Source organism: Streptococcus sp. GMD4S (genome assembly GCF_000296955.1).
The window spans coordinates 1-12,543 of record NZ_AJRE01000058.1 but is presented as its reverse complement, the minus strand read 5'-3'; the positions used below and the strand labels follow the sequence as shown (position 1 = coordinate 12,543).

Genomic DNA, 12,543 nt, shown 5'->3' with positions numbered 1-12,543 from the left:
TACCCGCAATTTCATTTAGTTTTTGAATCAAATCCGCCACTTTCATCTTCTCACCATTGAGGGAGATAGGCACCCCGCAACTAAACTCAATGTCAATAAATTCTGGACTGTCTGGTGCCTCTTCTGGTGAAGATGTGATTCCAAATGCTTCTTCTGGCGCTTGGTTCCAAGGATTTTCCAAGACACCACATTCATTTGCACGTCCCCAAAGATTTTGATCGACAGAGTAAGGATTGTCAAGGTCAGCAGGAACTGGGACGCCATTTTCTTTTGCATATTGGATTTCTTCTTCACGAGACCATTTCCACTCACGAACAGGTGCAACTACCTTTAAATTGGGATCCAAAGCTGCAATAGAGACTTCAAACCGAACTTGGTCGTTTCCCTTGCCTGTACAACCATGGGCAATTGTAGTTGCCCCCGTCTGATGAGCTATTTCAACGAGTTTTTTTGAAATAAGAGGGCGACTCAGAGCAGATACCAAGGGATACTTTTGTTCATAGTAGGCATGAGCCTGAAGGGCCACTAAAACATAGTCATTAGCAAATTCTTCCTTAACATCAATGACATAAGACTCTACAGCTCCAACCTTGAGAGCTTTATCATGGATGAACTCCAAATCTTTTCCTTCCCCCACATCCATACAAACAGCGATCACATCATAGTCTTTTTTTAACCATGTAATAGCAACTGATGTATCCAATCCACCTGAATAGGCTAAAATAACTTTTTCCTTACTCATTTCTCTTCCTTCTTTCTATTTTTCGATAGAGGCTTTAAAAGCATCATCAATCAATTTGTCCAATTCCCCAGAATCCTTCAACTTCTGGATGGTTTTGTCAACCGCCTCTTTTAATTCTTTACTGTCTTTTTTCATCGCAACAGCATAGGAATCTTCTTTGTCATTGTCAAAATCAAACTCAGCGATGGCTAGGTCTGGATTATTCTCTACAAAGCCTTTCGCCACTGGTTCCTCAAAGATAACTGCATCCAGTTGCCCTGATTTCAATTCTGTTATCAAATTTCCATTTTTAGGAAGTGAAACGAGAGAAGCATTCTGCAAGGTTTCTTTGGCCAGAGTTTCCTGGATAGAACCTTTCTGCGCTCCAACCTTTTTCTGAGCCAAATCCTTGACTGATTGGTAATTCGTTAATTCAGATTTTCTTACGATAACCTTATTTTTCGAAGTGTAGTAGGGAATTGAAAAATCGTAAACTTGACTTCTCTCCTCCGTTTTAGAAACACCTGATATGGCAAGATCGGCCTTGCCTGAATCAAGACTAGCCAGTACATTGTCAAAACTCATTGGAGAGAACTCCACTTCTACACCTAGTTCCTTTGCGATGGCTTTGGCGAGCTCAACATCTGAACCTACAATCTGATTTTTCCCATCGACCAATTTCTGGTATTCAAATGGAGCAAACTCTGGATTTAGGGCCACCACCAATTTTCCTTTAGCCTTAATGGCTTCAACACCTTGGGATTGAGTGTTACTACAAGCAAATAATAAGGGAAACATAAGCAAACCAAACATCGTCATCAACACCTTCTTCACTTTATTCATAGAAGAGCCTCCTTTTATTTTTATACTTTATTATTGTATAAATAATACTCTTCTCGACCTTGTTTGTCAAGAGAAAACTGTATTTTATTTCATTTTAATCAAGAAAAAGCTTATTATATGATATATTTTTACACATAATAAGCTTATTTATACTATTTGAGTTTTAAAACAATTTGAAGAATTTCGTTGGAATTATACAAATAGAACATTGCTGAGAAGCTCCTTACACTTTTTGTTATAGAGAAACAAAAAAAGAGTCCTAAAGGACTCTTTTATTCTTAATACCAACCGTTGTTAAGCCAGAAGTTCTTGGCAGCTGTCCATGAACCGTAACGTCCTGCAACGTAGGCATCTGCTACACGTTCTTGGTTTTCAGCTGAGTAGTCACCGTTCAAGTATGAATCTGTCAATTGGTAACGTCCGATGTAACGTCCGTTTGTAGCAGTGTAGCTACCACCTGATTCTTTTTGAGCGATCCATTCTTTGGCTTCTGCTTCAGAACCACTTACAGTAGAAGCTGCTGCAGTGTTGCTTTCTGCTGCTGGAGCTGCAGGTGCAGCTGGGGCTTCATAAGTTGTTGTTGCAGTTGTTTCAGTTGCTTCTTCTGCAATTTCTTCCGCAGTTGCTGGGGCTTCATAAGTTGTTGCTGAAGCTGCAGCGGTTGCAGTTGCTGTCGATGGAGCTGTTCCTTCGATAACCAAAACTTGGTCAACATAGATAAGATGAATATCTTTGATGTTGTTTTTTGCTGCCAATTTTTCAACAGTTGTGTTGTACTTCTCAGCGATTTCTGAAAGAGTATCACCTGATTTAACTGTGTAAGTTACAGTTTCTTGGGCAGATGCAAGTGATGGAGCAAAGAAAGCAAGCAAAGCTGCTACTCCTGCGATAGTTGTTTTAATTTTTTTAGTTGTTAATGACATATCTAAAAATTCTCCTTCCATTGGATATATCTATGATACCTTTTAAATGTTACCGTTGTTTAACGGTTTTATGTAGAAATATTACAAAAATGTTTTATATTTACCGTTTTAAGGAGGTTTTTGTCACAAAAGACCTTATTTTATACTATCTTTAATCATTTTAAGCTTTTGATAAGGGAAATAAGCGCAGAGGTCCATTCTTTGATATAATAGATATAAGAATCTTTGTAAGGGGAAACAGATGCACTCACTTCGTTTTCAATCTGTCTTTGACATTATCGGACCTGTCATGATTGGCCCATCAAGTAGCCACACAGCTGGAGCTGTTCGCATCGGGAAAATCGTCTCTTCCATCTTTGACGATACGCCGACAGAAGTCGAATTCCAATTATTTAACTCCTTTGCCAAAACCTACCGTGGTCATGGAACGGACCTTGCTCTCGTCGCTGGTATTTTAGGTATGGATACGGACGATCCCGATATTCCAAATAGCCTTGAGATTGCCCATAAACGCGGTATCAAGATTGTCTGGACCATTCAGAAAGATAGCAACGCTCCTCATCCTAATACCACTAAAATTACTGTGAAGAATGAACACAAATCCATCAGTGTGACAGGAATTTCCATCGGTGGAGGAAATATCCAAGTTACGGAACTTAACGGCTTTGCTGTCTCTCTCAACATGAACACACCAACCATTATCATCGTGCATCAGGATGTTCCAGGTATGATTGCCCATGTCACTGAAGCCCTCTCTCGTTTCGATATCAATATCGCGCAGATGAATGTGACTCGAGAAAAAGCTGGAGAAAAAGCCATCATGATTATCGAAGTCGATAGTCGAAGTTGCGAAGAGGCGATTGAAGAAATCCGAAAAATCCCTCATCTCCATAATGTCAATTTCTTTAAGTAGGAGGAAACATGTTTTATTCTATCAAAGAATTGGTCGAGCAAGCAGATCTAGATTTCCAAGGAAATGTCGCAGAACTCATGATTGCAACCGAATATCAATTAACCGGTCGAGAACGGCCAGAAGTTCTCCTCCTCATGGAACGCAATCTAGAAGTCATGAAAGCCTCTGTCGAGCTCGGTCTCAGTGAAAATAAATCCCGCAGTGGCTTAACGGGTGGAGATGCGGCCAAACTAGACCGCCATCTCAAAAGCGGCAAGGCCTTGTCGGACTTTACCATCCTATCAGCAGCCCGTAATGCCATCGCGGTCAATGAACACAATGCTAAGATGGGCTTGGTCTGCGCCACTCCAACCGCAGGAAGTGCTGGTTGTTTGCCAGCCGTTCTCACTGCTGCTATCCAAAAACTAGACCTTAGTCACGAAGAACAGCTGGATTTCCTCATTGCTGCTGGTGCCTTTGGATTGGTTATCGCAAACAATGCCTCTATCTCAGGTGCTGAAGGTGGCTGTCAGGCCGAGGTTGGCTCTGCATCTGCCATGAGTGCCGCAGCCTTGACCTTGGCTGCAGGTGGAACGCCCTATCAGGCTAGTCAAGCCATCGCCTTTGTCATTAAAAATATGCTGGGCCTCATCTGCGACCCCGTCGCTGGTTTGGTTGAAGTTCCCTGTGTCAAACGCAATGCCATGGGAGCCAGCTTTGCCTTTATCGCAGCTGATATGGCCTTGGCAGGTATCGAGTCTAAGATCCCTGTTGACGAAGTCATCGATGCCATGTACCAAGTCGGATCAAGTCTTCCAACTGCCTTTCGTGAAACGGCTGAGGGTGGACTTGCCGCTACACCTACTGGTCGTCGCCTACAAAAAGAAATCTTCGGAGAATAAGCTTATCTATATCTATTAGGAGAAACTATGCCCTCTATCTCAGCAATCTTTTTTGATCTAGACGGAACCCTGGTTGACAGTTCCCTCGGGATCCACAATGCCTTTACCCATACCTTTAAAGAGCTAGGAGTTCCAAGCCCTGATGCCAAAACCATTCGTGGTTTCATGGGCCCGCCACTTGAAAGTAGCTTTGCAACGTGTCTTCCCAAGGAACAAATCTCAGAAGCTGTGCAGATATACCGCTCTTACTACAAGGAAAAAGGAATCCACGAAGCCCAACTCTTCCCCCGAATAACAGAATTGCTTCAAGAGCTTTCGCAAAACTACCCTCTATACATCACTACAACAAAGAATACTCCTACTGCTCATGATATGACTAAAAATCTGGGAATCCATCATTTCTTTGATGGCATTTACGGCTCTAGTCCTGAAACGCCACATAAGGCAGATGTCATCCGTTACGCCTTGCAAACGCATCAACTCCATGCAGACCAAGTCCTCATCATTGGGGATACCAAGTTTGATATGATTGGAGCCCAAGAAACTGGCATTAAAAAGTTTGCTGTTACTTGGGGATTTGGAGAAGAGGCTGATTTACTCAGCTATCAGCCTGACTGGATTGCCCATACCATTGATGATATCATTAGCCAGCTCTAACCATACAAAAATACTCCTAACACTAGTGAACTAGGTTGAGGAGTATTTTTTATATGTTGTTACTATCAGAAGGAATCAACTCCATGCTTAAGCAGTAATTTGATCCTGTTCTTCAGTATCTGTATCTTCATCCTTCTTACTTGGCCAAGCAAGCATGACAATAAGAGCAATCGGTCCAACGAGAGGAACCAAAGCAATGAAGATAAAGGCCCAGTGGAAACCAGCGTCTCGTAAGCAGCGAAGCGACTCAGCCGCTTTAAAATAGAGTAGAAATATCTTAATATTTTCGTACCATTTCTTCAAACTGAGAGTCTTCAGTGTTCTCTTTATTTGTTTCACTATTCTCTATCACTTTTTCTCCAAATCGTTGACTTGGCATAGCGAGCATAACGAGCAGTGTTATTGCACCCAAAGGAACAAATACAATAAAAATATAGGCCCAATGGATACCCACATCTCGTAAGCGACGTACTATCAGTGCTAGTAGAGGAACAAACTCTATTATAAACAAAATAATACACATACTGAAGACCGCAATATTCCTGATGGCTTTATCAGATTCTACTCCAGTAAAAAGTGAGTAGTAGGCGGGCAAGAAAATCACCATATTTAGTAGCCAAACCCACCAAAATTCTGGACGTGTGGAACGACCAGAAAAATTTGCATAGCCTTTGAAAAAACTCCTAATAGCACTCAGCATACAAAAATCTCCTTTTGACTTTAATACTTATTTCGCAAAGTTATGTTACCAGCTTAAAATAGAGGTAGTTTTTAGATTGTCTGAAATCACTCTCCTGATAGATCACATAACATCTTCCCTTGAATAGTTGCGCTTATTAAACCTTTGAAAGATCCGATGTTCTCTACTCTCTATTTATAAAAACCAGCTTTCTGATTCTCTCAGAAAACTGGCGATAGTTGTTTCATTATGAAGGTAGTTGGACACTCTTACTCAGCATGAGTTGTCTCATTCGCAAAGGAAATAATCGCTTCTTTGAGCTCATCTCCGCTGAGTGAACGGAACTCTTCAATCTTTTGATCAATCGCTTCTAGCGGCATGACATTTACCTTACCAACGAAAATCTTGTCCATGACTTGGTTATCAACCAATTCGGTCGAAACCAAGAGTTCTTCATAGAGTTTTTCACCTGGTCGAATACCGACCTCAACGATTGGAATTTCACTTTCCGTGTGCCCACTTAGAAGGACCATTTTCTTAGCCAAGTCATAAATCTTGACTGGTTTGCCCATATCGAGGATAAAGACTTCTCCGTCCTTGGCATAAGCGCCAGCATGGATTACTAGACGGCTAGCCTCTGGAATGGTCATGAAGTAACGTGTCATACGGAAGTCTGTCACCGTTACAGGACCGCCTTCAGCAATCTGACGTTCAAAGACAGGAATCACGCTACCACGACTACCGAGAACATTCCCAAAACGGACTGCACAGTAGGTTGATTTACTACGTTGGTTAAAGCCAGTGACAATCAACTCTGCCACGCGCTTAGTTGCACCCATAACATTCGGTGGATTGACCGCCTTGTCAGTTGAAATCATGACCATCTTAGGTACTTTGGCCTCATCAACAGCCTTGGCAACATTGTAGGTACCGAGGATATTGTTCTTGAAGGCTTCTTTTGGATTGCGCTCCATCATCGGAACGTGTTTGTGGGCTGCAGCATGGTAGACAATGGCTGGTTTGTACTGCTCAAACACCTGAAAGAGACGGTCATAGTCCTGAATATCTGCAATAACAGGAACATAATCAATTCCTTGGAATGTACGGATCAATTCATGATAAACGAGATAGATTGAGTTTTCACCATGTCCAAGCAAGACGATACGCTCGGGATTGAAGCGACTAACCTGACGACAAATCTCTGAACCAATCGAACCACCTGCTCCTGTCACCAGGATGGTCTTGCCTGTAATCTCAGTACCCAGACGCGATTCGTCGAGACGAATTTCCTGACGGCCCAAAAGGTCTGTGATATCAATTTTCTGGAAGCCACTGCCTGATTGATGGAGTCCTTGAACGACTGTCTCAACCTTAGGCATCTTGTAACATTTGACGCCTAGCTTATTACACATCTGCAAGATGCGTTCGTACTCTGATGGGTCAAGCGAAGGGATCGCTACGATAACACGCTCGATTTGGTGACGTTTAGCTAATTCAGGCAGATTATCATAAGAGCCCAAAACTGGGATTCCACCTAGTTTTTGTCCCTTTTTCTTTTCATCGTTATCCAAAATCCCCACTAGCTCAAGGTCGCTAGTTGGGTGTTGGTAGCTGTTCATAAAGAGGGCACCACCATCACCAGCACCAATCAAGAAGGTCCGACGGTGTTCTCCATCTCCACTACCTTTTTTACGTTTAGAATAAATCAACTGCCAAGTGATACGAGGAAGCAAGATGAGGAAGGTACTCAACAAAATGAAGAGTACGATGAAACGGATAGAAAACAATGGAAGGAAGGCATAGCAGATTCCATAAGAAAGAACACTGCTGAGCATCACTCCGAAAAAGATTTTCATGAAATCCGTAATCTTGCTATAACGACTGATACTAGCATTTAGCCCCCAAAATGCAATCATGATTTGATAGAGGAGGAAGGCTAAAAGAGTGTAGATGACGTAATCCACAGGCGCAGGATTTATAAGGCCATAAAACAAGATATAAGATACGATGATGGAAACCACCATACTCAGAATATCGAATATCCCCCAAAACACTTGTTTTTGCTGTTTATTTAAAATTTCAACCAGATCAATCACATAATCTGTTAGTTTTTTATTCATAGGAATTTACTCCCCCCTTAAAAGAGTCAGATGATACTGTTGTTATGATAATCTGAATCATTCAGTCTATCGGGGCTTACTTTCTCTTTCTTAAAAGTTTGACGAAGATAAACTGACGTACAAAGCCTGGACAAAGTGCAACAATTGCCTGAATGGCCACACTTTTAGCATATTCCCTGTAAGAAATTTGCCCCCGCTCAAGCATCCGTTGGCGAGCTTGACGATAGAGTTTAAGGTAACGCAAGCCACCTCGACGCTCAAACATCCCTGCACCGACACGAACCTTACACAAGATTTGATCTAGGTTTCCAGTCTTGGCACCTGCAGCAATCATATTGAGCCAAAGGAGGTCATCCTCCATGTAAAGGCCATCTTCATAGTTGCCCGCCTTGAGGACCATGTCCTTTTTGAACATGACTGTCATATGGTTAAAGGCACTTCTCATTCTTTGGTAAGCCATAATGTCTGCATGCCGAGTTGGGACACGACGGTAAGAAACAATCTCGTCAGGATTGTCAATAAATTCTGCAATATGTCCACCTAAGAGATCCAGATTTTCCTGTTCCATTAGTTGGACTTGCTTTTCAAAGCGGTCAGATACCGCTATATCATCTGTATCCATACGAGCAATGATATCGTACTGACACTGTAAAACACCGTATCGAAGAGCCAAACCTAAACCTTGATTTTCCTCTAAGGGGCACCGTTTCACTGGAATGTCTGACTGAGCTTCCACTTCTTCTAGCACCTGATAGAGTTCGGGTGTGAGCGGCCCGTCCTCAACAAGAACAAGTTCGCTCGGTTTCAAGGTCTGGTTTTGAACACTTTTGATAGCATCTCTTAAAAACGTCGGATTTTCCTTTACATAGACCGACATCAAGACGCTGATTTTTTGCTTTTCAGGCACAGTTTTTCTCCAATGTATAGATTTCCTTCCACTATTTTATCACAAATTCTCCTAGTTTCCTATTTTTATATCAAATCAAGGAAAATTCTAGTAAAGAAATCTGTCTCTTTTCACTTTATTTTCACTTCCATTGATTGATCTGTCTTGGCTGTCATTACTTGACATTATAAGGAAAAAACCTTAAAATAAGCTGTTATTAAAATCATCCTATCGAGGTTTTTATGAAGAAACAATCACTCTTTTTTGTTCTAGGAATTGTCTTAATCGGGACTGTTTTACGATCTCCCTTCACTGCTCTTCCAACTATTTTAGGAGATATTGCTCAGGGACTAGGAGTGGAGGTTAGCTCTCTTGGGATTTTAACCAGTCTCCCTCTCTTGATGTTTGCTCTTTTCTCTGCTTTTGCAAGCCGCTTGGCACAAAAAATCGGGTTGGAACATCTCTTTACATACTGTCTCCTCCTCTTAACTGTTGGCTCTGTCATTCGGATTTTCAATCTTCCCCTTCTCTATCTAGGGACCATAATTGTGGGAGCAAGCATTGCGATCTTCAATGTACTCCTCCCAAGTATGATCCAGGCAAATCAGCCTCAAAAGATTAGTTTCCTAACAACGCTCTATGTCACTGCCATGGGAATTTCGACAGCCATCGCTTCTTATCTATCCGTCCCTATCACCCAAGCTAGTTCTTGGAAGGGCCTCATCCTCGTTCTCAGCTTTCTCTGTCTGGTCACTCTGCTAGTCTGGTTGCCAAATCATCGCCACAACCACCACCTAGAAAACCAAAAAGAAAAGCAAGTCAAAGAGAATATTCTAAAAAGTAAAGATGTCTGGGCTATCATTATCTTTGGCGGGCTTCAGTCCTTGCTCTTTTATACAAGTATGACCTGGTTGCCAACTATGGCTGTTAGTGCTGGTATTTCTAATAGTGATGCGGCTCTCCTTGCTTCTATTTTCTCACTCATCAGCATTCCTTTTTCAATGACTGTTCCAAGTCTGACGACTCGTCTATCAGATGGTCACCGTCGAATCATGCTGGCAATTATCTCTATCGCTGGTATGACAGGAATTGCCATGCTCTTGTATCCAACCAATAATTTCCTCTACTGGTTAGTCGTCCATCTCTTGATTGGAACGGCCTGCAGTGCCCTCTTCCCCTACCTCATGGTTTGCTTCTCGCTTAAAACCAGTTCTCCTGAAAAGACAGCTCAGCTATCAGGACTAGCGCAAACAGGAGGCTACATCTTAGCTGCTTTTGGTCCTGCCTTGTTTGGTTATAGTTTTGAACTTTTCCAATCTTGGATCCCAGCTGTCCTTGCCCTTCTAGCCATCGATATCATCATGACCATCTCACTCTTTATGGTGGATCGGACTGATAAGATTCTCTAATTTTCTAAAATCTATCATAACCATAAACAATGCAAAGCCAGACAGAGTCTGGCTTTTTTTGGTCCATACAATAATCTAGTTTAATACACCTTAAAACTAGATTAATATCTTGTTTTGTGATAGAATATGTTTGCGTATGATTAGATTTTTGACTTGTGTGTTCGCAAGTATTAACAGCGATGTTATAGGAATGTTTGGCTTTACCTAGTTTTATTAGCTAGGGATTTTCTTGGATTTCTTCTGGAAATCTTGTTCGCGTAAGAGTTATCATACGCTTTTTTTTATGAGGAAAAAATTATGACTAAATTCAATCAACTACAAACAAAAGATGACTTTGCTAAACTACTTGGCTTGAAAAGTGCTAAATACATCAATTATTTATTGTACAATGTAAAAACTGATAATTTATATAACTCTTTCACTATCCTTAAAAAGAATGGTGGAGAAAGAGTTATACATGCCCCCAAAAAAGAGTTGAAGTTCCTTCAGAAAAAATTGTCTAATGTTTTGTGGGAATGTTACCTTGAAAGCATAGAATCTAAATCAAAGGATAAGAACTTTAAAACACCTGTTCTGTCTCACGCATTTGAAAAGGGGAAAAGCATTATTACCAACTCTCAGATGCATCGAAACAAGAAATACATTCTGAACATTGACTTGAAAAACTTTTTTGATTCTTTTAATTTTGGAAGAGTAAGAGGCTTCTTTATAAAAGACAAGGATTTTACTGTTTCACCAGAAATTGCTACAGTAATTGCTCAAATTGCATGTTACCAAGGTAAGTTACCACAAGGAGCCCCTTCTTCTCCCATCATCACAAATTTAATTACTAGAATTTTAGATTATCGGATTGTCAAAATTGCTAAAAAATATCGTTTTACATATTCTAGATACGCCGATGATATGACTTTTTCGACAAATCGTGAACTAAACTCTAATAAACTGAGAGCAAGCAAAGAGTTAGATAACTTTTTAACTGAATTAGAGGAGGTAATCATCTCATCTGGTTTTGAAATTAATCCTAAAAAAACACGATTGAGCAATAACATGCAGCGCCAAGAAGTGACTGGACTGGTTGTCAACAAAAAGATAAATGTAAAAAGAGAGTACATAAAAAATACTCGCGCAATGGCCTTTCAATTATACAAAGATGGAGCTTTTGAAATAGATAAGAAACCAGGAACGATCAATCAACTAACGGGACGCTTTGCTTTTATTTTTCAAATAGATCAATACAACAACTACTTACTTTATAAAAAGTCCCTGATTCAAAATAATCTGGATGCACAGAAATATTTATTAGGCAGAAACTCATCAAAAAAATCTGAATCGAAATATTATTGGAAATATATCTTTTATAATAAAGATTTACGAAAAGAATTATTCGATAATAAAAAACATAATACATATAATTTACCAACAGAGTTCTACAGTATAGGTAAGGAACAAAAGAAAACGTACATGTCTCTATTTAATTCTAGAGAAAAAGAGTACAAAAAATTTCTATTTTATAAATATTTTTTCGGAAATGATAAACCTATAATTGTCACAGAAGGAAAGACAGATCCCCGATATATTAAAGCAGCTTTAAAAAAGCTTTATCGTAAATATCCAGAACTTATTGAAAAAGTTGGCAATAACTTTGTATTTAAAATTGAATTTTTAAATCATACTAATACAATAGAGTATCTTTTTAATGTTCCAGAAGGGGGAGAAGGTTTTAAATATTGGTATAATTATTTTTCTGATAAATCTTACTATAATGATGAAGGTAAGAAAAAATTTTTTGCTCTAGATCCAGAAGAAAGAATTTTATACGCAAACTATATTACTTATTTCCAACAATTAACCGATAATATTCCAAATTATCCAACAATATTTTTATTTGATAATGAACCGAATAATAGAAATGGTAAGGATAAATCTCCCTTATTTTTGTTTGCGAATCATGCAAAAGACCTAATGAATCCTCAGAATAAAGACTCGAAGACTTCCAAGAGTTTAGAATCAAAAATTTCAGATAATTTAGAAAAAATTAGAAGAGAAAAACCTTGTCGTATTAATAAAAATGGGAGCTTATATATTATGGCGACACCTTTAGTATCTAGTAAGAATGACGGTAATTTTTCTGATATTGAAGATCTATTATTGTCACGTAAATTGCCACCCATTTTAAAAGGGAAAACATTCTCCAAGAGTGGTGGTGATAATCATTATGGAAAAGAAATTCTTTCAAAGCATGTTCTAAAAAATTATGAAAAATTCGATTTTACTGAGTTTATCCCTTTGTTAGACGGTATAAGAGATAATATACTAGATTATAAATCATTATTCTAGCTTATCTTTAAAATATAGAATTCTGCCGAATAACTGATGTATAATCCTCTAAACTTCTAGTTTTTACTAGGAGTTTTTTTATATGTAAAATTTTTACACATATTTCTTGACAGGGCTTTCATATTGAGATACAATATATTTGAAAAGAGTATATATAAAATTTTTATATAATAT

At 39.4% G+C, this 12,543-nt stretch carries 12 protein-coding genes; 5 read left to right on the top strand and 7 right to left on the bottom strand.

All coding sequences use genetic code 11. The features are described 5' to 3' along the window. From GMD4S_RS05600 to GMD4S_RS05590, 3 genes are all read right to left on the bottom strand, one after another. A partial coding sequence (locus GMD4S_RS05600; RefSeq protein WP_000031907.1) for an argininosuccinate synthase occupies positions 1-742 on the bottom strand: 742 nt, incomplete at its 3' end. A gap of 15 nt (positions 743-757) precedes the next feature. Continuing rightward, a complete protein-coding gene (locus tag GMD4S_RS05595; protein WP_001045254.1) occupies positions 758-1,564 on the bottom strand; it encodes an ABC transporter substrate-binding protein in 807 nt (268 codons plus the stop codon). A 278-nt stretch (positions 1,565-1,842) separates the two neighbouring features. Next, a complete protein-coding gene (locus tag GMD4S_RS05590; protein WP_000060317.1) occupies positions 1,843-2,487 on the bottom strand; it encodes a LysM peptidoglycan-binding domain-containing protein in 645 nt (214 codons plus the stop codon). Between the two features lie 241 nt (positions 2,488-2,728). On the opposite strand from GMD4S_RS05590, the gene sdaAB reads away from it, so the two are divergent. From sdaAB to GMD4S_RS05575, 3 genes are read left to right on the top strand one after another with little or no spacing between them, the layout of a single operon-like run. After that, positions 2,729-3,400 carry an L-serine ammonia-lyase, iron-sulfur-dependent subunit beta gene (gene sdaAB, locus GMD4S_RS05585; protein WP_000555868.1) on the top strand — a complete coding sequence of 224 codons (672 nt, stop codon included), beginning with the start codon at positions 2,729-2,731 and terminating at the stop codon, positions 3,398-3,400. Positions 3,401-3,408: 8 nt separating this feature from the next. After that, complete coding sequence (sdaAA, locus tag GMD4S_RS05580) at positions 3,409-4,281, top strand: L-serine ammonia-lyase, iron-sulfur-dependent, subunit alpha (protein WP_000500033.1); 873 nt, start codon at positions 3,409-3,411, stop codon at positions 4,279-4,281. A gap of 27 nt (positions 4,282-4,308) precedes the next feature. Further along, positions 4,309-4,938, top strand: a complete 630-nt coding sequence (locus GMD4S_RS05575) for an HAD-IA family hydrolase (protein WP_001139320.1) — start codon at positions 4,309-4,311, stop codon at positions 4,936-4,938. 87 nt (positions 4,939-5,025) lie between these two features. Here the strand turns inward: GMD4S_RS05575 and GMD4S_RS05570 are convergent, their stop codons facing one another. From GMD4S_RS05570 to GMD4S_RS05555, 4 genes are all read right to left on the bottom strand, one after another. Further along, the gene (locus GMD4S_RS05570; RefSeq protein ID WP_000759535.1) at positions 5,026-5,241 is read right to left on the bottom strand and encodes a DUF805 domain-containing protein; all 216 of its coding nucleotides are present in this window, start codon (positions 5,239-5,241) and stop codon (positions 5,026-5,028) included. Next, positions 5,216-5,638, bottom strand: a complete 423-nt coding sequence (locus GMD4S_RS05565) for a DUF805 domain-containing protein (RefSeq protein WP_000947294.1) — start codon at positions 5,636-5,638, stop codon at positions 5,216-5,218. The genes GMD4S_RS05570 and GMD4S_RS05565 overlap by 26 nt, the downstream gene beginning before the upstream one ends. A 248-nt stretch (positions 5,639-5,886) precedes the next feature. Further along, positions 5,887-7,737 carry a nucleoside-diphosphate sugar epimerase/dehydratase gene (locus GMD4S_RS05560; RefSeq protein WP_001035725.1) on the bottom strand — a complete coding sequence of 617 codons (1,851 nt, stop codon included), beginning with the start codon at positions 7,735-7,737 and terminating at the stop codon, positions 5,887-5,889. Positions 7,738-7,813: 76 nt separating this feature from the next. Next, on the bottom strand, positions 7,814-8,644 hold the full coding sequence (locus GMD4S_RS05555) for a glycosyltransferase (RefSeq protein ID WP_001114309.1): 831 nt from the start codon (positions 8,642-8,644) through the stop codon (positions 7,814-7,816). A 221-nt stretch (positions 8,645-8,865) separates the two neighbouring features. Here GMD4S_RS05555 and GMD4S_RS05550 point away from each other — a divergent pair, with 221 nt between their 5' ends. Both GMD4S_RS05550 and GMD4S_RS05545 read left to right on the top strand, forming a co-directional pair. Continuing rightward, on the top strand, positions 8,866-10,032 hold the full coding sequence (locus GMD4S_RS05550) for a CynX/NimT family MFS transporter (protein ID WP_000744862.1): 1,167 nt from the start codon (positions 8,866-8,868) through the stop codon (positions 10,030-10,032). Between the two features lie 297 nt (positions 10,033-10,329). Next, complete coding sequence (locus GMD4S_RS05545; RefSeq protein ID WP_000160018.1) at positions 10,330-12,369, top strand: retron Ec67 family RNA-directed DNA polymerase/endonuclease; 2,040 nt, start codon at positions 10,330-10,332, stop codon at positions 12,367-12,369. Positions 12,370-12,543 lie beyond the last annotated feature (174 nt).

Coding starts and splice junctions, on each gene's coding strand:
- sdaAA (WP_000500033.1), top strand. CDS start 3,409: ATGTTTTATTCTATCAAAGAATTGGTCGAGCAAGCAGATCTAGATTTC.
- sdaAB (WP_000555868.1), top strand. CDS start 2,729: ATGCACTCACTTCGTTTTCAATCTGTCTTTGACATTATCGGACCTGTC.
- GMD4S_RS05550 (WP_000744862.1), top strand. CDS start 8,866: ATGAAGAAACAATCACTCTTTTTTGTTCTAGGAATTGTCTTAATCGGG.
- GMD4S_RS05565 (WP_000947294.1), bottom strand. CDS start 5,638: ATGCTGAGTGCTATTAGGAGTTTTTTCAAAGGCTATGCAAATTTTTCT.
- GMD4S_RS05595 (WP_001045254.1), bottom strand. CDS start 1,564: ATGAATAAAGTGAAGAAGGTGTTGATGACGATGTTTGGTTTGCTTATG.
- GMD4S_RS05575 (WP_001139320.1), top strand. CDS start 4,309: ATGCCCTCTATCTCAGCAATCTTTTTTGATCTAGACGGAACCCTGGTT.
- GMD4S_RS05560 (WP_001035725.1), bottom strand. CDS start 7,737: ATGAATAAAAAACTAACAGATTATGTGATTGATCTGGTTGAAATTTTA.
- GMD4S_RS05590 (WP_000060317.1), bottom strand. CDS start 2,487: ATGTCATTAACAACTAAAAAAATTAAAACAACTATCGCAGGAGTAGCA.
- GMD4S_RS05545 (WP_000160018.1), top strand. CDS start 10,330: ATGACTAAATTCAATCAACTACAAACAAAAGATGACTTTGCTAAACTA.